Origin of the sequence: Aquisalibacillus elongatus, from assembly GCF_003843875.1 — a bacterium.
Classification (GTDB): domain Bacteria; phylum Bacillota; class Bacilli; order Bacillales; family Alkalibacillaceae; genus Aquisalibacillus; species Aquisalibacillus elongatus.
The window spans coordinates 103,464-125,717 of record NZ_RKRF01000010.1 but is presented as its reverse complement, the minus strand read 5'-3'; the positions used below and the strand labels follow the sequence as shown (position 1 = coordinate 125,717).

25 protein-coding genes are annotated in these 22,254 nt (G+C 37.4%); 9 read left to right on the top strand and 16 right to left on the bottom strand.

Annotated elements, in window-relative coordinates:
- Positions 1–15: 15 nt before the first annotated feature.
- From EDC24_RS10530 to EDC24_RS10505, 6 genes are all read right to left on the bottom strand, one after another.
- Complete coding sequence (locus tag EDC24_RS10530; protein WP_124222353.1) at positions 16–237, bottom strand: hypothetical protein; 222 nt, start codon at positions 235–237, stop codon at positions 16–18.
- Positions 238–334: 97 nt separating this feature from the next.
- The gene (locus EDC24_RS10525; protein ID WP_124222350.1) at positions 335–1,282 is read right to left on the bottom strand and encodes an alpha/beta hydrolase; all 948 of its coding nucleotides are present in this window, start codon (positions 1,280–1,282) and stop codon (positions 335–337) included.
- A 137-nt stretch (positions 1,283–1,419) separates the two neighbouring features.
- Positions 1,420–2,544 carry an MBL fold metallo-hydrolase gene (locus tag EDC24_RS10520; protein WP_124222348.1) on the bottom strand — a complete coding sequence of 375 codons (1,125 nt, stop codon included), beginning with the start codon at positions 2,542–2,544 and terminating at the stop codon, positions 1,420–1,422.
- A gap of 12 nt (positions 2,545–2,556) precedes the next feature.
- Positions 2,557–2,946, bottom strand: a complete 390-nt coding sequence (locus tag EDC24_RS10515; protein WP_124222346.1) for a DsrE/DsrF/DrsH-like family protein — start codon at positions 2,944–2,946, stop codon at positions 2,557–2,559.
- Between the two features lie 18 nt (positions 2,947–2,964).
- Positions 2,965–3,534: a sulfurtransferase TusA family protein gene (locus EDC24_RS10510; RefSeq protein ID WP_124222344.1), complete on the bottom strand. Its 570-nt coding sequence runs from the start codon at positions 3,532–3,534 to the stop codon at positions 2,965–2,967.
- Positions 3,535–3,547: 13 nt separating this feature from the next.
- Positions 3,548–3,853, bottom strand: coding sequence for a rhodanese-like domain-containing protein (locus tag EDC24_RS10505; protein WP_124222342.1), 306 nt, complete (start codon positions 3,851–3,853; stop codon positions 3,548–3,550).
- A 270-nt stretch (positions 3,854–4,123) separates the two neighbouring features.
- Between EDC24_RS10505 and EDC24_RS10500 the strand changes: the two genes are divergently transcribed.
- Together EDC24_RS10500 and EDC24_RS10495 are read left to right on the top strand one after the other, a co-directional pair.
- Positions 4,124–5,293, top strand: a complete 1,170-nt coding sequence (locus tag EDC24_RS10500; RefSeq protein WP_124222340.1) for a hypothetical protein — start codon at positions 4,124–4,126, stop codon at positions 5,291–5,293.
- Between the two features lie 13 nt (positions 5,294–5,306).
- Positions 5,307–6,551, top strand: coding sequence for a metal-dependent hydrolase family protein (locus tag EDC24_RS10495; RefSeq protein WP_124222338.1), 1,245 nt, complete (start codon positions 5,307–5,309; stop codon positions 6,549–6,551).
- 41 nt (positions 6,552–6,592) lie between these two features.
- Here EDC24_RS10495 and EDC24_RS10490 read toward each other — a convergent pair whose 3' ends face one another.
- Genes EDC24_RS10490 through EDC24_RS10480 form a run of 3 tightly spaced genes read right to left on the bottom strand, consistent with a single transcriptional unit; the run spans position 6,593 to position 8,210 of the window.
- Positions 6,593–7,315 carry a hypothetical protein gene (locus EDC24_RS10490; RefSeq protein WP_124222336.1) on the bottom strand — a complete coding sequence of 241 codons (723 nt, stop codon included), beginning with the start codon at positions 7,313–7,315 and terminating at the stop codon, positions 6,593–6,595.
- Positions 7,316–7,366: 51 nt separating this feature from the next.
- On the bottom strand, positions 7,367–7,663 hold the full coding sequence (locus EDC24_RS10485; RefSeq protein WP_124222334.1) for a hypothetical protein: 297 nt from the start codon (positions 7,661–7,663) through the stop codon (positions 7,367–7,369).
- Positions 7,653–8,210, bottom strand: a complete 558-nt coding sequence (locus EDC24_RS10480) for a hypothetical protein (RefSeq protein WP_124222332.1) — start codon at positions 8,208–8,210, stop codon at positions 7,653–7,655. The genes EDC24_RS10485 and EDC24_RS10480 overlap by 11 nt, the downstream gene beginning before the upstream one ends.
- A 140-nt stretch (positions 8,211–8,350) precedes the next feature.
- On the opposite strand from EDC24_RS10480, the gene EDC24_RS10475 reads away from it, so the two are divergent.
- The 3 genes from EDC24_RS10475 (at position 8,351) to EDC24_RS10465 (ending at position 10,366) form a co-directional block, all read left to right on the top strand.
- On the top strand, positions 8,351–8,800 hold the full coding sequence (locus EDC24_RS10475; RefSeq protein ID WP_124222330.1) for a hypothetical protein: 450 nt from the start codon (positions 8,351–8,353) through the stop codon (positions 8,798–8,800).
- Between the two features lie 205 nt (positions 8,801–9,005).
- The gene (locus tag EDC24_RS10470) at positions 9,006–9,410 is read left to right on the top strand and encodes a M67 family metallopeptidase (protein ID WP_124222328.1); all 405 of its coding nucleotides are present in this window, start codon (positions 9,006–9,008) and stop codon (positions 9,408–9,410) included.
- Between the two features lie 284 nt (positions 9,411–9,694).
- Positions 9,695–10,366, top strand: coding sequence for a BMQ_0737 family morphogenetic spore coat protein (locus EDC24_RS10465; RefSeq protein ID WP_124222326.1), 672 nt, complete (start codon positions 9,695–9,697; stop codon positions 10,364–10,366).
- 114 nt (positions 10,367–10,480) lie between these two features.
- Here EDC24_RS10465 and ku read toward each other — a convergent pair whose 3' ends face one another.
- Positions 10,481–11,353, bottom strand: coding sequence for a non-homologous end joining protein Ku (ku, locus tag EDC24_RS10460; RefSeq protein WP_124222324.1), 873 nt, complete (start codon positions 11,351–11,353; stop codon positions 10,481–10,483).
- A gap of 86 nt (positions 11,354–11,439) precedes the next feature.
- On the opposite strand from ku, the gene ligD reads away from it, so the two are divergent.
- The 4 genes from ligD to EDC24_RS10440 are packed head-to-tail and all read left to right on the top strand — an operon-like array spanning position 11,440 to position 16,970.
- A complete protein-coding gene (ligD, locus tag EDC24_RS10455) occupies positions 11,440–13,224 on the top strand; it encodes a DNA ligase D (RefSeq protein WP_170158554.1) in 1,785 nt (594 codons plus the stop codon).
- Between the two features lie 22 nt (positions 13,225–13,246).
- Complete coding sequence (locus tag EDC24_RS10450) at positions 13,247–14,800, top strand: spore germination protein (protein ID WP_245998114.1); 1,554 nt, start codon at positions 13,247–13,249, stop codon at positions 14,798–14,800.
- Between the two features lie 8 nt (positions 14,801–14,808).
- Entirely contained in the window at positions 14,809–15,909 is a 1,101-nt protein-coding gene (locus EDC24_RS10445; protein ID WP_170158553.1) for a GerAB/ArcD/ProY family transporter, read from the top strand.
- On the top strand, positions 15,906–16,970 hold the full coding sequence (locus EDC24_RS10440; RefSeq protein WP_170158552.1) for a Ger(x)C family spore germination protein: 1,065 nt from the start codon (positions 15,906–15,908) through the stop codon (positions 16,968–16,970). The genes EDC24_RS10445 and EDC24_RS10440 overlap by 4 nt, the downstream gene beginning before the upstream one ends.
- A gap of 215 nt (positions 16,971–17,185) precedes the next feature.
- Here the strand turns inward: EDC24_RS10440 and EDC24_RS10435 are convergent, their stop codons facing one another.
- From EDC24_RS10435 to pxpB, 6 genes are all read right to left on the bottom strand, one after another.
- Positions 17,186–17,437, bottom strand: coding sequence for a phage holin family protein (locus EDC24_RS10435; protein WP_124222317.1), 252 nt, complete (start codon positions 17,435–17,437; stop codon positions 17,186–17,188).
- A gap of 468 nt (positions 17,438–17,905) precedes the next feature.
- Positions 17,906–18,865, bottom strand: a complete 960-nt coding sequence (locus EDC24_RS10430) for a DUF3221 domain-containing protein (RefSeq protein ID WP_170158551.1) — start codon at positions 18,863–18,865, stop codon at positions 17,906–17,908.
- Between the two features lie 55 nt (positions 18,866–18,920).
- The gene (locus EDC24_RS10425; protein ID WP_124222313.1) at positions 18,921–19,916 is read right to left on the bottom strand and encodes a zinc-binding dehydrogenase; all 996 of its coding nucleotides are present in this window, start codon (positions 19,914–19,916) and stop codon (positions 18,921–18,923) included.
- 24 nt (positions 19,917–19,940) lie between these two features.
- Entirely contained in the window at positions 19,941–20,798 is an 858-nt protein-coding gene (locus EDC24_RS10420; protein ID WP_170158550.1) for a 5-oxoprolinase subunit C family protein, read from the bottom strand.
- Positions 20,799–20,809: 11 nt separating this feature from the next.
- A complete protein-coding gene (locus EDC24_RS10415; RefSeq protein WP_124222310.1) occupies positions 20,810–21,568 on the bottom strand; it encodes a LamB/YcsF family protein in 759 nt (252 codons plus the stop codon).
- Positions 21,555–22,253, bottom strand: coding sequence for a 5-oxoprolinase subunit PxpB (gene pxpB / locus EDC24_RS10410; RefSeq protein WP_124222308.1), 699 nt, complete (start codon positions 22,251–22,253; stop codon positions 21,555–21,557). The genes EDC24_RS10415 and pxpB overlap by 14 nt, the downstream gene beginning before the upstream one ends.
- Between the last annotated feature and the right edge of the window lies 1 nt (position 22,254).

Below are 22,254 nucleotides of genomic sequence, written 5' to 3'. Positions count from 1 at the left end.
CTTTTCGTCCTCATTCTAGGCGAAGTCTTGTTTTCCCTTCTTATAAGGTAAAATAGATAAGACTTGAACTTTTTTAAATCGTCTAACAGCACGTTTCGTATAACAAAAAGCTAAAAAAACATGTTCTTTAACCTCAACAATTCGAACGACCCGTTGGGAGTATTCACCTTTTTCACTTAAGTAAATCATTTCGAGCTTTTGTTTATTGTCCAGTGCTCTTCTTAATAAGTTATCCATTAAGCACCCTCCGAAATAAGAACGTTTGTTCGTATTATACCACATCTTCTATAAAATATACAAAAGTAAACCTGCAGATAAAACTGCAGGCTGCTCACTACTTTTCAGCGACTTTTTGTGTCACATCTGCTAAAAAGTGATTAATTTTTCTAACCGTCTGATAAACTTGTTTTTCAAAAAATAGGACGTTCGTAAAAAATCCGTGAATAACGCCTAGTTCTAATTTGGCATCCATTTTTACACCAGCTTCTTTTAACCTTCTGGCGTACGCCAAACCTTCATCGCGTAACACATCATTTTCAGCGACAATAACAAACGCAGGCGGTAAACCACTTAAATCCTGACAAGTTAAAGGCGCTACATAAGGGTTAAAATAATCATTCTCTTCCTTGACGTAATGCTCACCAAACCATTTCATCAAGTCGCGGTCTAACCCATATCCTTCTTTAAATTCTTCATAGGAAGACGTATCGTAGCTCAAATTTGTCACCGGATAAATTAATACTTGTGCACTAATAGGAGGGCCTTCTCGATCTTTACTTAGCATCGAAACAGCACCCGCTAAATTCCCCCCTGCACTGTCTCCACCTATTACTAAGTTAGAAACATCGCCATCTATTTCAATTGGATTGGCGTAGACCCACTCTAATGCGTTGTAGCAGTCTTCTAGTGGCGTTGGGTACTTATGTTCCGGTGCCAATCGGTAATCCACCGAGATGACCACACGATTTAATTCATTAGCTAAAATACGACAACTAGAATCGGCGAAATCTAAATCACCTAACACCCAGCCACCGCCGTGGTAATAAATAAATACAGGGAAAGGCCCTTCACCTTCAGGGGTATACACCCGTATCGGAATTTTATAACCGTCACGTGCCGTTATCGTTCGGTCTTCAACATGCGCAACTTCTTCTGGCTCATAGTCACCAAGTGGCATGTCTTCAAATAAATTCCTGATCTCTTCAGGTTCCATTAATGTAAAATCTGGCATTTCTTTAAACAACTCTAAATAAACTTTAGATGCTTCGTTTAAATTAGCCATAGACACCATCCTTTTCTAAGTTTGTTTCATTATATTTTGACGAGTTCTAATTTAGAAGTTTTTTCAGTTAGTCTTTTGTAGCTTCTTAAAACTTGTCAAATTAAAAAAGCCCACATTCCGTGGACTTTTTTAATATATTATTTTATGGCACATCGATTAGGCCCTATTTCCATTTCTCTTCTTTTTTCATCTTCAGGATCCATTTTACCTAAATTTGTTTGACGTATTTCATCGTACGAGTTCGGTTGTGGTGGTAGATTGTCGGTTACAGCGTGACGGAATTCCTGTTCATCTTCAATGTTTAAGCCGTGGTTTTCTTTGTACAGCTCACCCAAATTTTCAGAAACGGTGCCGTCGTCATTCATTTCATCCACGCTCATATAATGCGCTGGTAAAACAATGAGGTCATGTGAAAGTTTTTTGTACCGTTCATACAATGTTTCTCTCAAATCGCTCACCCAGTCTTCAGCCTTACCCGCTAAATCAGGTCTACCGATCGATTCAATAAATAGAATATCACCTGTCAATAAGTATTGATCATCGACAATGTAAGAGGTACTGCCAATCGTATGTCCCGGGGAATAAAAAGATTTAATTTTAGTGCTTCCGACATTTAGTTCATCATCTTCTTGAATATCATTAAATTCAAACGTAATTCCTTCGGCGTCTTTAGGCGGTAAATAATAATCGGCACCTAGTTTTTCAGCTAAATTTTTACCTCCTGAAATATGGTCTGCATGTAAGTGCGTATCGATGACGTATTTAACATCGACTTGATGTTTTGATACAAATTGTTCGTAGGGTGTTGACATTCGGTTTGAATCCACAATCGCTCCTTCTCCATTTGAGACAATCAAATAAGATAAACAGCCTTTACCAATACGTACAAATTGGTAGATCTCACCATCTGATACTTCACCTACCTTGATGGGCTCTAAGTGTTCACTGTAGGCTTTCATACCACCTTCTATTGAATAAACATTGTCATAACCTGCTTCAGCGATTTGTTCAGCAACCATTTGTGATGAACCACCTTTGGCACAAATCACATAGATTGGTTCTTCTTTTGGGAGTTTTTCCTCAACTGGTTCAACCCCATCCATTAAATCAAAATATGGCTGATTGTGAATCTCAACATTTTCACCTTCAACCTTCCAATCATCAAATTCCCCTGTATTTCGTACATCCAATATAAATAATTTTTCATGATTTAAAATTTTCTCAGTTAGTTCTTTCACTGAGATGTGATTGACTTCTGCCATAATCATCCCTCCTTAAAATGCTAATGTGACATCTGCGTCTTCTGCATAACTTAAAAAGGTCGCTGCCCCCCCTACTTCAATGCCTTCTACAAACTGATCTTGCTCTAAACTCATCACATCCATCGTCATCTGACAACCGATCATCTTAACATTCATATCTTTAGCCATATCTAAAAGCTCTTCAACAGGTGGCACATTAGCCTTTTGAAAACCTTCTTGGAAATGCTCCTTACCAGATGGCAAAGGCAATTGCTTATGTGCATCTTTATGAATTAAATTTAACCCCTCAAATGTAAAAAAGATCCCGACTTCCGCATCAGTCGCAGCTGCGGCCGTTGCGATATTAAAAACTTTATAGGCATCAAACATGTTTCCGTTTGCAGCAATAATGGCTACTTTCATACTTAATACATCTTCTTTTTAATGATTTTGATTAACTGGCCCGTCCCAATCTTTCATACCAGGAACGACATTCTTCACACTCGAGAACCCTTTTCCGGAAAGTTTTTGAGCTGCCAAATCACTCCTGTTACCTGTTCGGCAAATCACATGAATATCATCATCTTGATTTAGCTCTTCACTTCGATCTTCAAGCTCCCCCAACGGAATATTGATGGACCCTGGAATGTGTCCAAATGCATACTCAGCAGGTTCACGTACATCAAGAATCGTAATCTGTTCGTCACCTTCTAATCTATCCTTTAAGTTCTCTAATTCCAACACATCCTGATGCTTCGTTTCGGTAGTATCTTCTTCACTGGATTTACGAACATAGTGCTTTAATACATCACCTTCCTCTTTAGTCCCTAAATACTGATGTCCGGTATTTTCAGCCCAGGCTTTAAGGTCTGCGGTCGAACCTTGATCCGTAGCCTGAATTTCTATGACTTGTCCAGGTTCTATTTGGTCAATTTCTTTTTTCGTTTTCACAATTGGCATTGGACAAGCAAGGCCTTTAGCATCTAATACATGATTTACATTAACTTCCATTTGTTTCAACCTCCTATCGGTCAACTTTTCCTTCCCATTCCAACATTCCACCAGGCATATTTTTCACGTTGTAACCTTTACTGGCTAAATAATCGGTCGCTTTACCACTTCTACCTCCGGATCGGCATACCATTACGTGCTCTTTATCTTTATTAATTTCATCTAGACGATCTTGTAGTTCGCCTAGTGGAATGTGCTTAGCTCCTGGAATCTTACCTTGTGCCACTTCATCATCTTCACGTACGTCAATGATGCTTAACTTTTTGTTCTGTCCTAATTGCTGCTCTACCTCTTTTGGTTGTATTTCATCTATAGCCATACTTTTTCTCCTTTTTCTTGTAGTTCTTATTAATTTCTCTCAGACTCCTTCATTTATACTTTGTATCCAAATTCAAAAAAAATCCCTGAATTGAAAGCGGTTTAACAGGCTTTTTATGTAATCGGTTACGCGTTTAATTTCATCATGTTTAAATCGCTTTCACAAAACAATTAAAATTTTAGAATTAGAAAAAATAGTCAGAAATCTCCTCTGGACAGCCTTTCAGAGCGGTGTTATATTTATGATTAAATTTATTTAGGAGGATTAGGAATGACAGAATTATTCAACCATCCATTAATCGCAACAGTATTGATTTTCGCGCTCATTGCTTTTGGCGAGTGGGTATCAATCGTGACAAGAGCAAGAGTCCCAATGTTATTAACAGCTATGGTGAGCTTCCTAATCCTGTCGTGGACTGGCATATTCCCAGAAGACATCATGGACCGCTCACAATTCGCTGTACTAGGATCGATCTTAATTGGTCCAGCCATTGTTCATATGGGGACATTAATCCCGTTAAAAGTATTAAGACAGCAATATAAAGCTGTCATCATCGCACTGAGTGGCATTACGGTTTCTGGAATTATTGTAATATCGGTAGTTACGGTGGTGTTTAACTATGAAACAGCCATCGCAGGTATTGGACCAATTAGTGGCGGTGTTGTGGCGCTTTTAATCACCCAGGAGAAATTAACTGAAATTGGCCTATCAGCCATCGTCGTGATCCCCGCGTTAATCGTCGCTTTCCAAGGTGTTTTGGGAATGCCTTTAGCGCTAAACTTCATGCGACGTTACTCCAAAAAGATTATTAAAGGGATCGATGAAGGTACTTTTGTTCCAATGAAAGGTGACAGTTTAAACTCCGAAAACGAAAGTAAACAAGGGCCTCTTCGTGCGAGTACGACAATCAAGTTATTTTTAGTGTTCGTCGTCGGTGCCGTTGGTGTTGGCCTTGGGGAGTTAACAGGCATCCATTATAGTCTATGGTGCTTAGGTCTCGGAATTTTATCTGTTAAAGTAGGTTTCCTTGAAAATGAATCCTTAAATAAAGCTAATTCATTCACATTAACGATGATTGGTATTATTTTCGTCGTCATTGGCACGATGGCTGATGTATCTCCACAGCAAGTATTAGATAACCTACCAGCCATTTTAACGATCTTACTTCTAGGTACGTCCGGTATCGCACTTGGTGGCTATGTTGGGTCTAAACTTGTTAAGTGGGATCCATTCAAAGGAATGCCAGTTGCCCTAACAGCTTTATTCGGTTTCCCAGGAGATTACATCCTCTGTGAAGAAGTAAGTAGAAGTGCTGCACGAAATGAAAAGGAAGAAAAAATGATTTTCGATGAGCTATTAACACCTATGCTGATCGGCGGTTTTACAACCGTAACTGTTGCATCCGTTGTGATCGCAGGGATATTAATACAAACGTTATAGGAGGTTTTTTTAAATGAGTAAAACATTAATTAAAAATGGTTTAGTGGTAGATGGAAATGGTGGCGAACCCAAGAAAGGATATGTGGTTGTAGTAGGAGACAAACATATCGTCTATGTTGGTGAGGAATCACAATATCAAGCATCAGGTGATGAACAGGTGGTTGATGCTCAAGGCGGAACTGTTCTACCAGGATTAATTGATACGCACGTTCATATGATGATGGAATACACACCTTTGGCTGAACGTTTAACAACGCCTTTTTCATATATGTACTTCCAAGCGCAAAAGTATCTTGAAAACACATTAAATGCTGGTGTAACAACAGTCCGTGATGCACTTGGAACGGATTTAGGCGTTAAAAAGGCTGTCGAAAACGGCTTAGTTAAAGGTCCACGCCTTCAAATTAGTATCAACGCTTTAACGATCACAGGCGGTCATGGTGATGGTACTCAATTAAACGGTGATACGCTAGACCTTCTCCCTTCTGGTCATCGAGGTATGCCAGACGGCCGTTGTGACGGTGTCGCTGAAGTGAGAAAGAAAACGAGAGAAATGCTTCGCGCCGGCGCTGAAGTGATTAAAGTTCATGCAACAGGTGGTGTTTTAAGCCCAACAGACCATCCTGAATTCACTCAGTTTACCCAAGAAGAACTTGAAGCGATTGTTGAAGAAGGTCGTTTCCGTAAAGGCGTTAAAGTGATGGCTCACGCGCAAGGGTCAGAAGGAATTAAAAACGCAGTTCGCGCAGGTATTCACTCAATCGAACATGGTATTTTCCTAGATGATGAAGCGATCGAACTCATGCTTGAAAACGGCACATACCTTGTACCTACCCTTCTCGCACCTGTTTCCGTATTAGAAACAGCGGATGAGAAAGGTATGCCTCAATCAGCAGTCGAAAAATCGAAAGAAGTTATCGAAGCCCACAAAGAAAGCTTCACGAAAGCTTACAACGCTGGTGTAAAAATTGCGATGGGAACTGACGCAGGCGTCATGAAACACGGCACCAACTTAAGAGAGCTTGGCTTAATGGTTGATTCCGGCATGACACCAATGGATTCCATTGTCGCTACGACGAAGACTGCCGCTGAGTGTTTAGGTTGGGATGATCAAATCGGAACACTTGAAGCAGGAAAACTCGCAGACGTTGTCATTACGAAATCAAATCCGATAGATGATATTTATTCATTAGCGGATAACGATAATATTCAATACGTGCTTAAAGATGGACAAGTAGAAAAAGACCAGTTAAATTAATTCAAAATTAAGAGGCTGCCCATTACTTGGTGCAGCCTCTTTTATGATTGCTTCTCTAATAAATCGAGCTCTTGGGATAAGTAATCTAATTTCTCTTCTAGAGCAAGAATTAGGTAATCTTTTTGTGAAAGTTCTTCTTTCTCAAATTTCATACCATAATCTTGAATGAGTCTTACCAACTGTTGAATCAACCTTGATTTAAATAACGACTCTATCTTCCCCTTTTCATCCTTCAGATTTTCTATCGTTTGTTGTAAGTCCTGACTATTCTGATGCAACTTTTGATTATGACTATCTAGTTGCTTAATTTGACTCTTATATTGATCATACTTTTTTGTTAGCTGATGAATGTCTGAAGCTTGCGACTTAATTGTTTTTTCAGCTTGACTTTGATTAGATTGTGCTAGGGATAATGTGTTTTGAAGTTTTTCATACTCTTCTTTTAATCCTTCAAACTCTAATAGACGTTGTTGATGTTTTTGTTCATGACTCTCAACCGACGTTTGATACATTTTAACTTTAATAGCAGATACTTCTGATTTACGTTTATAGTCCTCCAATTTCTTCTCTAATTCTTCTAAGTGTTGCTTTAAAGCCTTTTTCTCATCTTTCAACGCTTGGTTTTCTATTTTTAATTGCTCGATGAGTTGATAATTATACGTCGTTTGATAGTGCTTCACATAGTTTTGATACTTCTTTAATTCGGATTGAACATGGATTAAACGCTGCTTCAGTATAATGGGATCATGCGTTTGTCTGGACACCGGTCTTCCTCACTTTCCATCATTCGAATACCTATGTATATGCCCGAATGATTAGATCCGTTCAACCCCCAATTCTTGCAATATCTTATTATAGGACTGTCTTTTATTCACAATCATTTGATCCAAATTATTTAAAATCTGATTAATATCTTTGTCTTCGACTTGTTTTAACTGACTTTCTTCAACTGGAGCATCCATATTCAGTAACAATAAGGTGAGGAGTAGATGAATACTTTCCCCTTCCAAATATAAAAAACTTTGTTCATCCTTACGATTCTTCTTCATCTTATCAAGCTGATCGTCAAGCGTCTGGTAAATTAACTTTTTTAAATAGACATCACGACTCAACTGAATCCCCCCTCACCTTCCCACTAATGCTAATCGAATTTATTGCCGGAACGCCTTCATGATAACCTTCACCATAGAAAAAACCTTGCACATTAGCGTTATAATTTTGTTCAGCAGCATACGTTAGTTGAAAATTAGAAAACGATAATTTTTCACCGGGAAATAATACATCTTTATCAACTGGCTTTAACCAATAATCTTGTGAGCGGTCTGATTGTGTAAACCGCTCCCACGCTCCAGGTTGTCCTTTTCGTTTCATATCTGGACTAATGATTTTTCCTGTCATATGAAAAAAAGGATCTTCGGGAAGTTTTAAACAAATAAATGGCTGGTGAATCTCATGAGTGGTTATATTGAAAAGTGTATAATTTGCAATGATAATATTATTTTCATCTAGAGCGTTGGAGACATTTAATGAATAAGAAAAATAACTGATGGGAGTTCGAGGGAATTGATTTAATGATTCTTGAATTCGATTAATAAATTTTTGGTTCTCTTGATCTAGCTGTTGAAGTTTTTCATTAAGTTGCATCAAGAGATCTGACATTCAACTTCACGTCCTCTCAGTAAATCGTTCAATAACAATATTTATGACACTATAACCTGTGTCATTCGTACAATTACTCCTATTAAATACACTCTTTTAATAGATTCATAATAAAATAATAATGTTAAGAGGTGAGTCTATTGAAGAAGGTAAAGGATATTAATCAAATAAAATCTAGCTTGACTGATTCTTACAAGCTGTTAGATGAAATCAAACAGGAACGTGCTAACCACTCAGAGTTAGAGGCTAACCTCAGCCTACTCAACCGCCATATAGAGTTACTAGAAGGAGCTGTTCACACATTGAGTCAGGAGGAGCATAACCGTAATGATGAGACACAAACATTACAAGATTCTTTAAAATCATTAGAAAGTATTTTAATCGAAATGAAGCTAGAACTGTCAGATATAAAAAATATTTTAATTAAACAACAAAAAGACCATAACTCAAATCAACAAGTATCCCCAACCAATTCTCGTGTGCCAATGCAAAAAACAATTACTCAGCAAACACCCGTCACCAACTATCGTCACCTGCAATCCTTGATGAATAATTCTAGCATGGTACAAACACCTAAAAAAAAACATTAAAACGTTATAAAGCTCAACAAGTCTCGAATGCAAAGCCTAGGCATATTAAACCCTATAACCGAACCACTAAGCAACCTTCAAAACAAGAGAGTCCTAAACAAACGGAAACAAAAGAAGTTAAACAGCCTAAAGAATCAATAGCACACCAAAAAGAGAATCAAAGTACTTTAGACAAATTACTCAACAGTTCGTTTTTAAAACGATTATGATTCGTATATATGAACAACCTTATAACCAAATGATTAAAAACGCCAAGAATGCCTTCCCTCTTGAAGGATGTGGAATATTGACAGGGATTGATCGAACGATTTATACGTTTTGGCCTCTCGAAAATGAATCCCAGCAACTTCATCGTTTTTACGTTGGAAACAAACAATTAAGTCAAGTTTTACAAGACATAGAAACGACACACGAGGATATACTTGCCATCTACCATTCACACCCAAATACAAGTGCCATCCCGTCGGCTTTGGATCTATTTAATCACCGAGACCAAGATATTTTCATAATGATCGTGTCTCTTAAATATACTGAACCTGACGTTAGAAGTTATCAAATCAATGATTCTAGACAGTACTTAAACTGTCCATTTCAGGTTATAAAGGAGTGAACTTTTTGAAAGTATATAAAAAATATAAAGCAGTAGAAGTAAAGTCTTCTAAGCGTAGAAGAAGTAGAAAAAGAAATTGCGGATGCGGCAATTAAATAAAGGCTCTTCGGTCATATCCGAAGAGCCTTTATCCATGGGGAGTGGACAAAGATACATTTTCAAACATATATAGATTTAATGTACTCCTTCACTACATGAAGAGACTGTCAGGTCATACTTTATCAATGTAAGAACCTCTAAATAGAGGAACTTATATAAAAATAAATAGAGAGGTGCTTCTTTATATGAAAAATGAAAACCTTGCCGGTGGTCAGGAACTAGTCTGTATTAATACTGAGCAAGTTTATGACTGGATTATTAATGATGCAACGTTTGACATTAATATTACAGCAGCCGGATTAGTAGATATTGTAGACTGCGAATCGATTCTCGTAGATGATATTACGTGTACTGTAACACCTGCTGAAGAAGGAGCAGTTGAAGAAATCGACCGTGAGGACCGTACGTTTAATGTTGATGGTACTGACATCACCTTACAAGTTATCACTTTAAGGAAAAACTTTGATGTCCTACTTGAAATCCCATACGACGTTGACGGTACTGTAGAAGTGGAAGAATTTCTAAGAACTTACTCCAGAAGCGAGCAAGTTATTTTATATGCTCCAGAAACGACAGATATTGAAATTGATTTCACAAACGAAGAGTGTTTTATTGTATCCTTTGACTGTTTTGGCGGTGATGTTGACCCTGTCACTTTCGATGCTGTCATCTCGGTACGTTTGTGTCAAAGTATCCAAGCTGTTTACGATGTCACTTTAGAATTGGTTGCCGACTTATGTCAGCCGCGTGAAGAGTTAATTCTTCCTACAGGTACTTGCCCAGCCCCAGTAGTTCCAGAACAAAGCCAACTATTCCCTACTAACGGTAACGGGGACAATGGCAACGGCGTAGGTTAAACCTAATAAAGAAGGTAAAACCAAGATTTAAAAATATGAAATGCCCACATTCCCTGAATTGCTCAGAGATTTCTGGGCATTTCTTTTATCACTAAATCCACTTCCCATAACATTCTATGTGGCCTTGGCTTTTTCTTTCTTCTGTCCAGAAGATTTCTTTTTCGATGTTGTAGATGTTTGTTTTTTCTTCGTTGTGTTTGATTTTTTCTTGTTTTTTTGTGATTTGTTAAGCGATTTTTCCAGTGCATCCATGAGGTCCGTTACATTTTCCGGTGTTTCTGGTTCTTTGGCAGTTGCAATCTCTTCCCCATCTTTTTTCTTCTCAATTAAATCCATTAAAGCTGTTCTGTATTCATCCGTATATTTCTCAGGATCAAATTCAGTTGTTAATTGATCTATTAACATTTTCGCCGTTTCAAGTTCTTTATCAACGACATTCGTCTCCTCTGGAACATTTGGAACCTCTTGCACATCTCTAACTTCATCTGGATAGTGAATGGTTTCCATCACAAGCGTATCATTATAAATTCTCACAACAGCCAAATGTTCTTTTGACCTGATGGTAATTTTAGCGAGTCCGATTTTACCAGAGTCTTTTAGTGCCTGGCGTAAGAGAGCGTAAGCCTTCCCTCCCCCATCATTTGGAGACAGATAATAACTTCGCTCAAAGTATATAGGATCAATCTCTTCTAATTTCACAAAGTCCATAATTTCCACTTGTTTATCTGCTTTCTCATCCTTTAGCGTCGCCAAATCTTCTTCTTCTAGAATAACGAATTTATTTTTCGTATATTCAAATCCTTTTACAATATCATCGTTTGTCACTTCTTTCTCACACACAGGACAAACTTTCTCATATTTAACTGGAGACTGGCACTCTTTATGCAAATTGCGTAACTTAATATCTTTATTTTCCGTTGCTGAGTGGAGTTTGACCGGGATATTGACTAGCCCAAAGCTAATCGTTCCTTTCCACATCGTATGCATATTCATCACCTCTTTTAACGTTAGTTTTTGTCTTCTCCTCATAATAATGCAAGGTTAAGTAAAAATTATAAAATGGAGGGATGAAAATGTGGAAACCGATGTTGCCAACGTTAGTGGACGAAGCTCCAAGCTCAAAGGATTGGGTTTATGAAATTAAATATGACGGATTTCGTTGTGGATTAGAATGGACCGAACAAAACGTTAAGCTTTGGAGCCGAAATGGCAAAGAGTTAACAAGCTCCTTCCCAGAAATCACGCAATTTTGTAAAGCTTTAACAGAAGACATTAGAGACCATCTTCCTTTATTTTTAGATGGCGAATTAGTGGTTTTAAATACTCCTTATCACGCTGATTTTTCATCCATTCAACAACGTGGCCGACTCAAGGCCAAAAATAAAGTTAAAAAATTCAGTGAAACTAGACCCGCTTCACTGATCATTTTTGATTTAGTTACATGTTCAGGTGAATCGGCAAACGCTCAAACCTTAAAAGCCCGTCGAAAACAACTTGAATCCTTATTTGAGAACTTAAGGGTAGAAGAATTTCACCCTAGTCAGCGCTTAAATTTAGTTGAACAATTCCAATCGTTAGAAAGTATCCAAGACATCATGGACCTTCATCAAAGTGAAGGCTTAGTGGCTAAACATCTTTCATCAAATTACAAACTCGGAAAACGAACGGATCAATGGATAAAGGTTAAACACTACCGAGTGGTACAAGGTGTAATCACAGGTTGGAATATGAATAACGACTATTTCGATGTCGAAATTTTAAATGGTCAAAATTATGTTCCGTTAGGTAAAGTTAAAAACGGCTTTTCAACTCAACAAAAAGATACCCTTGTGTCTTTTATTAAAGAACATGGAGAGCCAACTGATCAGGAATCCTGGACAGTTCCCGAGGCAGCGGTCGTCGACATTAATTGTTTAGATGCAAATGATGAAGAACTAAGAGAACCTTCTTTTAAACAGTTTCGTTTTGATTTAGAACCAGACGAATGCTCGATAGAAAATGTAAGAATTGGACTTGCTCAACTGCCCAAAGAGGTTGATATATCTAAGCCAGACAAACTTTTATTCCCTAGTGTCAGTAAACTTGATTATGTCCTTTATCTAAGAGAAGTGGCACCACTGTTATTACCAAGACTAATCGATAAACGAATTACGATGATTCGTTATCCAGATGGCATTCATGAACATTCATTTTATCAAAAACACCTACCCGATTATGCACCGGATTTTATTAAAACTGCTCCTAGTGAAGATGATGAAGAAGATATCTTATGCCAAGATCTAAAAAGTCTTCTGTGGTTTGGGAATCACGCAGCTCTAGAATTTCACGTTCCATTTCAAACCATTGATTCAGAATACCCAGATGAGATGGTGTTTGACTTAGATCCACCTACACTCAATGAGTTTCCATTAGCTATTAAAGCCGCCCTTTTGATTAAAGACATGGTTGAACATCAAGACTATGCCCCTTTAGTTAAAACGTCAGGCAAAACAGGACTTCAAATCCACATTCCATTAATGCCTAAGAGTATGACGTTTGATGATACAAGAGAGTTTATGGAGGCTGTTGCGACCGTTTTAGTTAACCAATACCCTGAAGACTTTACGATTGAAAGACTTAAGAAAAACCGAGGAAAACGTTTATACATTGACTATATTCAACACGCCCCTGGTAAGACCATTGTTGCCCCTTATTCACCAAGAGCGACTGAGGATGCGACAGTTGCAACACCTTTATTTTGGAATGAAGTCAATGAACATTTGAATCCTAAAGACTTTACCATCCATAACGTTCCTAACAGATTAATTGAGCAGGGATGCCCGTTTTTACTGAAAAGAAATATGGAACCTTATGCATAAGAAATAATCTCTAGGAAAAATTATGAATTATGAACTAAATCGGTCAGGTGACATTATGAATTTCAAAAAATGGTTCTTTAAACATCATAAGGAACAAAATCCTAAGAATAACAAAGCTGAAGTTGATGATAATCTATTTGACTTACTAAAGCAGCTACGTGGTTCAAATGATTTCAAAGAAGTTGTCATCAAGGATGGTATTAAGAAAGTAAAACTTTTTTACTTTCATTCATTAGTTGATCGTAAAATTTTACATCGGGATATTATCCCTTATATAAAAAAGGAGCAGGTAAATTCTGTTGAAGATGTTCGAGAAGTCGTACCTTCTGAAAACATTGAAACAACCAGTGATGTAAATAAAATTCAAAACCAAATTCTCTCAGGATCCTGCATGGTTCAAGTAGGTGAAAACAGCCAAAGTGTTGCTCTAATGCGGGCTAAAATTAATAAAAACCGTAACGTTTCGATTCCTGAAGTTGAATTTAGCGTCGTTGGTCCAAAAGAAGCTTTTGTTGAATCACTAGATACGAACTTAAACCTCATTCGTAAACGGTTACCCATCCCTGAATTAAGAATTGAAGAAATGACTGTTGGTAAAATTACGAAATCAAAAGTTGCCATTCTATCGATTGAAGGCATTACAAATGAGGAGAACGTTAACACCTTAAGAGAGCGTCTACAATCAATTGAAGTAGACTCCATCATCGATAGCTCTTATATCGTGCAATTAATTTCAGATAATCAAAACTCACCTTTTCCACAATTAATCGATACTGAACGGCCTGACAGGGTGGCGGCAATTTTGACGGAAGGGAAGGTTGCGTTTTTAGTCGATGGTGCGCCACACGCAATCATTGCACCAACGACTTTAGTAGAATTTTTCTCAGCATTTGAAGATTATTTCTTAAATTGGATTACGGCTTCATTTTTTAGGCTCGTACGTTTATTTGGAGTATTCTTTTCTATCTTGGTTACACCTCTCTACGTAGCCGTTTTAACGTACCATTATGAATTAATTCCAAAAGATTTATTAGGCATTCTCGTCACTTCCAGACGGGAAATACCACTTCCGCCTATATTAGAAGCCATCTTTTTAGAACTGGCGATTGAGTTACTTCGAGAAGCAGGTGCAAGGCTTCCAACAAAAGTCGGCCAGACCATTGGCATCGTGGGTGGAATCGTGATTGGAACCGCCTCTGTTGAAGCCGGATTAACGAGTAATGTTTTATTAATCTTTGTAGCACTTGCTGCTTTAGCATCATTTACAACGCCTGTATACCAAATCGGTAATACGATTCGACTAATCCGTTTTCCATTTCTATTTAGTGCTCACTTGTGGGGATTACTAGGAGTGTCAATCTGTTTTTGTTTCTTTATGGGACACTTGCTTAGGTTAACTTCTTTAGGTAGGCCATTTTTAGAACCGATATATCCTCCTAGAGTGAAGGACTTTAAGGATGCTTTCATTCGTCTTCCTTGGACGTTCCAATCTCAGCGCCCTGTGGAGGTTCAAGCACAAGATACAATGCGCTTTAATAAGAAAAAGGCAAAAGAAAAAAAGGAAATCGATGAGTAGGGATTAAAGTGAAGGAACTACAAAGACAAGTTAGTGATAGATATAAAGTGTCACCTTATTTAGTACTTTTTCTAATTAGTTCTATTCAAATCGGAGTTGGAGTATTAGGCTTTCAATCTAACGTTGTTAATATTGCTGGGAACGATTCATGGATTGCCGTCATTTTAGCGGGATTGCTTATCCATATACTTATATGGATAATCTACAAAATCTTAAAGTATGGAAATGGCGATCTCATAACAATTCATTATGATGTGTTTGGCAAATGGCTTGGTGGTGTATTTAGCTTTGTTTGGATTTTATATTTCATTGGTATTGGTGTAGTCGTGCTAAGAACATTTTTACAAGTCGTCCAAGTATGGATGTTTTCGGACATAAATATGTTTTGGGTAACATCAGTCTATTTAATATTAATATATTATCTAGTCTCGGGTGGTTTTCGTGTAGTAACAGGTGTAGCGTTTCTAGGAATCGTTATACCATCCTATCTCATCCTATCACTCATTTATACATTGGAATATACTAACTTCAATCACCTATTACCCGTATGGAATCATTCATATCGAGATATTTTATCCGCTAGTCAAACGATGACATTCAGTTTCATTGGTTTTAGCGCATTATTAATTTTTTATCCTTATATAAAAGAACCTGAAAAGTCGAAAGTCTGGGGCCATGCGGGGAATTTATATTCATTTATTTTATATTTAATAATCATTCTAATTACTATTGCTTATTTTACAGAAGGTCATTTAGTCAGGCATTACTGGCCGACGCTTACGATGTGGAAAACGGTTGAAATGCCATTTGTTGAGCGGTTCGAATACATTGGAATCTCTTCATGGGGACTCATTATTCTACCAAATGTTTGCTTAGCATTCTGGGCGGCTTCAAGAGGTATAAGGCAACTCTTTCGTTTTAGTCAACGCAAAGGATTAATCTTAATTTTATTACTAACTTTAGGAGCAAATATGTTTATTAGTAGTCACGATCAATTAGTGACGTTTAACGAGTATTTCTCGCAAATTGGATTTTATTTAATTACATGTTATTTACCTTTCTTACTCTTAATGACTTATTTTCGAATAGGAAGGAAGAAAAAGTCATGAAAAAAGCGCTTCTTATTTTAATAATTGTGCTATTATCAGGATGTATTGACCAAAGAATCCTAGATGAAGTTCGTTTGACCACAGCTGTCGGTTATGATCCAGGTGAGAACGACCAAATCAAAGTAACTGCTGTATCACCGTTTTTTCAAGCCGATAAATCAACGATTAATGAAACATTCACAGTGTTAACACCCTTAAGCAAAGACGCTAAACATAAATTCAGTATGTCGAATTCAAAACCTTTCGTCAGTGGAAAAATTGAAGCTATTATTATTAATGAGGAATTAGCAGATAATGGCGTATTAACAATTGTAGATGGAATGATTAGAGATCCGTCTATAGGTTCTAGAGCATATATAGCAACGACCAAAGATGAAGTTTCTAAATTACTGCAAGGTCAATATAGTAGCCAAGATAATGGTATGTTTATTTCCGACACACTTGATCACAATATCATTTCAGGATCATTGCCTAGAACAAACCTTCATTTATTTTTTAATGATTATTACGCTAAAGGTAAAGATCCATTTATACCTGATCTATCACAAGACAAGAATTCAATTAAGATTTCTGGGGTGGCCTTATTAAAAGAAGATCAAATAGTCGGACATGTCAATCAAGATCAACTTTTCACATTTAAGACGTTAGTTCAGAAAAAAACTGAGAATGATACATTCTTAGTTGATATTAACGATGAAGATCAAGCCTTGTTATTTAAAATTAGTTCACATACAGATTATGATATTCAAAACCTTAATAATAATCCTGAGGTTAAGGTTAAAGTCAAAATGAATTTAACCATTCGTGAATACTCTGAAAGTGAATTAAACGAGAAAAAAATTATAGAAATTGAAACAGCGGCCGAAGAAAAGTTTAAAGAACAAGCAACAAATCTAATACAACAATTTCAAGAATTAAATGTTGATCCGATTGGAATAGGTCAAATGGCAAGCGCAAAATCAAGACAGTGGAATAAAGAACAATGGTACGACCAGTACCCAGACATTAATTTTCAAATCGAGACAAATTTTAAAATAACCGAAACAGGTGTAGCAGAGTAAAAATGGAATAATTCTACTTACTTAAACATCCACCTAACTTACACTTGATTGTTCCTAATTAACATTTAAAAGCTCCCAATTAACTTTAGTGGCTTTTCTATTTACGTTTGAACGTTTTTTATTAACATTACGAGCTTTTTTATTAACATTATAACTCTTCCTAATTAACTAAAAAAGGTTGGTATCAACTGTCGCCAGTTGATACCAACCCAAATTTATGGCTGTTCCCTCATTTGCTTAAACAATTGATGTCCAAAGACTGCTGCACCAGCTATCAATATGGCTTGGATAATCGAATTGAAATTAAACCCTAACATGGTGCTTGTTAAAATTAAGCTGATTCCTAGTAAGGTTAGCGGTATAAATCTAGTGGGAAATAGTTTAGCTTGTTTAATCATTTTCCCTAGAATCATGAGAACAGGAACTAAGATAAGGGCTTCTTCCATAATGAAGTTCATAAACTCCATTCTCCATCCCTCCTTTATCTTTATATCTGATTCACCCAGCCAATTCGAAATGGTCCTGATATTACACGATATATAACTTTAGGATTGGATATACCATTTTTTTCTCTATTAGAAAGCTGCAAAATTAGGAGCTTGAAGGAATTAACATGTCCCACTTTGCTACCTAACAATTAGCAACCTTCATATACTTTATATATTCAAATGCAATCAATAATGAAACGGTGGATGAACTAATTTAAGATCTATTATTAAAATCGGCTTTCATCATAAAATGTGGAGTTATATTTTAAATACCATGTTCTGAATTTTTTGTAAACGGGATATTGACCCAATTACAGCACATAAATACAAAAAAAGAGCAAATTCCTGAATCGGAAAATGCTCTAGCTATTATTATTTAGACAATTTTAAACCAAATCATTGTTATACCCAACTTATAAAGCTTCGTTAACTTATTTTACAATACAATTATTCTACTACTATATTTGACTGTATATAAACGTTATGTGCGATTATGCTACCATCTTTATAAAGATCATATGTGACATTCGTAAGTTCACCGTGAAATGTAATCTTACCTTCTGGTTTTGGGAGCGTCATGGCTACAACTGATGTTTTTTTGCCTTGTTCAATGCTATTGATCATATCAGTAATTTGATCTTGTTCTGTTGTCTCATATTCGGTTGTCCCATCAATGTTGATTGTCACTTGACGGTATTGTTGTTCTGGTAAAATGACTTGATCCACAGGGGCACTTAAGATTGGAATCATACCAGATTCATCGCTACACTCTGTTAAATTAATATGAACTTGTTGTTCTTGAAAACTCTCCTCGATCGACTGACATGTCACTGATTTTACTTCTTTTTCTGAACTAAATCCGTCCTGGGTGTTATCCATATACACATTAAAATGATCCTCGTTTGGCTTTATCACCTCAAAAGTTGGGTCCCCTTCTACAGTATAGGCCATGATTCTAAGCGTCTTTCCGTCCTTTAAATGATGAATGTATGCGATATTTTCATAGTCTCCGTGTATAAATAATAAATCATTTGGTTCATCAATTTCTCTAATTATGTCAAACGCCTTTCCTTGTCCTGGATATGACTCTGCAATCGCACCTGTTTTTACCTTTAATTTCTCACCAAACATCAGTGACTCTCTCATCTGGTCATCGACGTCATCTAAGTTAAAATAAACAGCACTGCCTGCCTCTTGGTTTACGGTTTCAAATTTCATTTCATGAAACGGTTTTGATAATCTATTCTCAGTTACTAGAACTCTATTTTCATCCAAATCAGCTACATAACCTTCAAACGTATTCAGGTCTTCATGCTCATCAGGCATACTGCCATCAGACTGAGAAGATCCACAGCCCGTCACTAAAATTAGTCCAACTAAGATAAATATTTGGGTTAATCTTTTCAATAGAAAAACCTCCTTCATCTAACTAGTCGTATTAGATCGAAGGAGGTTACAATTTTTAAGCATTTATTTGAAAACCTATTTTACCGAAATTTTTCGTATCTTTTAAATAATTGAATGCTTCTTCATACTCATCTAACCTGAACGTCCGGTCTAGCTCAGGCTTGATTTGGTACTCACTCACTAAATCTAACATCGTTCTGAATTCTTCTGCACTTCCCATCGTTGAGCCTAATAGATTAAACTGCCCATAAAAGAAGTGCCTAATATCAATCTCAACTTTATCTTCAGTTGTAGAACCGAACGTCACAATGGTTCCACCTTTTCGAATGATCTTTAACGATTTATTAAATGTCGCCTTACCTACACTTTCGATTAATAAATCGACTGATTCATCCTTTAACGCTTCATTCCAGTCACTATGCGTATCGATGGCTACATCAGCCCCTAAAGACTTAGCCTTCTCTAGCTTTTCCTTGCTTCTAGAGGTTACGATAACTCGTGCCCCAACTTCCTTAGCGAATTTCAGCACAAACGTCAGCACACCACTTCCGATCCCTGGTAACATGACCGTATCATTTGGCTTCACTTTTCCACGTGTAAATAACACTCGATAAGCAGTCAGTGCTGCTAAAGGCAATACTCCCGCTTCAGCCCAAGTTAAATGTTCAGGCTTCCGCTCTACATGGTCAGCGTCCATGACGATATACTCTGCAAACGTTCCATCATCTGGTAAACCTAGAATTTCAAACCCTTCTGGCGGAGCTTCGCTAATCCTATCCCAACCTAAGCCTGGGTTAATCACAGCTTCATCGTCTATATGCCAATCCTGAACGTTAGAACCGATCTCTGTAATTACACCCGCACCGTCTGAGCCAAGAATGAGTGGACCATCTTCCACTTGATGACGGCTAGTAACCGCAATGTCCCGACGGTTCATACCAGCAGCTTTTAATTTAACTTTGACTTGGTTTGGTCCAACTAAAGGTTCTTGTACGTCTTCAATTGTTAAGCCTTCAAGTCCCTTTAGTTCCTTATGAACAATCGCTTTCAACGAGCTTCCTCCTTTCTAATTTTTTCACCTCAAATTCCATCGTTTAAACCTTACCTTACCATTTGGAGGAATTTGTGTCATTCGCCAAAGGTCTTCTGTCATAATACTTCCTATCGTTGGGTAGCCTCCTGTTGTTTGTGAGTCCGCTAATAGCACCACAGGGTCACCGCTCGGCGGAACCTGTATCGTTCCAAAAGTCACGGCTTCGGAGATAATATCAACTGGCTTTCTTAGTTCAATTGCTTGATCACCTTTTAATAAAGCTCCCATGCGATCACCTTTTGTAACAGTAAAGCTAGTAGAATAAAAAGCCTTTATAGATAATTCATCAAATAATGATTCATGGTGGCTCGGAACAACTCTTAACGTCACTTCATTAGTATAAGTGGGAATCTCTCTGTGTGGAATATTTAATGACTGGAGAACATGATTCGATTTTATTGAAAGACGATCCTTTTTCTTTAATCTTCGACCTAATCCGGCTTTTTCATAAACAGATTGCGAACCGAGATATTCTGGCGAATCCACACCGCCAGCCAATGCGATATATGTGATGACACCTGAATTAGTTCCTTTTAACGATAATTGTTGGCCTTTATTTAGTTGTATCGGGGTCCACATTGAAACAAATTCGCAATCTACTTTTGGAGTCATAGGTGCCCCAGTGATAGACACTGTCACATCTTCTAAGATCTTAAATTTAGCGCCACCATACATGACTTCAATGGCAGCTTCATGCTGGTTATTTCCAACTAGTGCGTTCGCCCATTCAAACGCATATGAATCCATCGCACCTGATATAGGCACACCGTATGAACGGTACGTTAGTCGACCTTGATCTTGTATAGATGTATAAACACCTGGTGATAAAACTTCTAACATTATCATCTTCCTTACTCTAACGATTTGATCTGAATCTGTTCATCTTCTAAAGCCTGTTTAATGAGTCGAGCATTTTGGGCTGCTTCAGGTGTATCCCCATGAAGACAGATTGTATCTGCGTTAAGTTTCACGTATGTCCCATTATTCGTCAGTACTCGTTCGTTTTTAACGATGTTTATCACTTGTTCGACAATATCTTCTAATTGATGTTTGACACTACCCGGTTCATGACGAGGCATTAAAAGGCCTTCCTCAGTATAAGTCCGATCTGCGAATGCTTCCTGCACAATATCTAACCCTTTTTCTCTCCCCGCTTCAACTAAGAAGCTATTACATAATCCAAACAATTTCAATTTAGGGTTAAAATCGCATACCGCCTGTGCAATCGTTTGAGCCATTTCGTAATTTCGATTTGCCATATTGTAAAGAGCGCCATGCGGTTTTACGTGCTGAACTTCAAGTCCATAAAGTTGAGCGAATCCTTGAAACGCTCCGAGTTGGTAAACAACCAAGTCATATATTTCATCTAAGTTAAGATCTAATTGCTTCCGACCAAAACCTTTTAGGTCAGGAAATCCTGGGTGTGCTCCTATAGCAACACCTTTGTCTTTCGCTAATTGGATTGTTTTAGGAATCGTTTGATAATCTCCAGCATGAAATCCGCAAGCTACATTGGCAGAGCTGACCACATCTAGAAGTTCATGATCGTGTCCAAACGAATAGATCCCAAAGCTTTCACCTAAATCGGCGTTTAAATCAATAGTTTTCATCTAACCACTCCACTTCTGGCTGTTGTCCTTCATCAAGTTGTAATTTGCTTATTTCATAAAATTTTAGGACGTCACCTGCTTGAAATAAAAAAGGTTGCTCTTTTTCTAAATCAAAAATCGAAATAGGTGTATACCCAATAATATTCCACCCACCAGGTGATTCGACTGAATAAATACCTGTTTGGTGATTAGCTATTCCGACACTTCCAGCCGGTGTCTTCGGTCGCGGTTGGTTTAGCCTTGGAGTGGCGAGCTGTTCATCTAAGCCACCTAAATAAGGAAAACCTGGCAGGAACCCAATCATATAAACCTGATACTGACCATCCACATGACGCTTAATGACCTCATCAGTCGTTATATGATTGTATTGAGCTACACGTTCTAAATCTGGACCATCATAATACACCGGAATATGAATGATTTTTGTCTTCACTTCATCAGACTGACTAGTTAATTCTTCAATCAGGCCTTTAAGTTTGTCTTCCATTTCGTTGTAACTAATCAATTTATGGTTGAAAAACACAGTCACGTTTGTATAAGTAGGCACGACATCGATGATATAAGGGTCATTTAGTTCTAATATCTTTCGATAAAGCTGCTGCGCGTTCCGGTTAATGTTTAAGTCAATGACATCACCGAACGAAACCGTTATAGACTGGTCATTTAATGGAAAAATCTTTTGCATG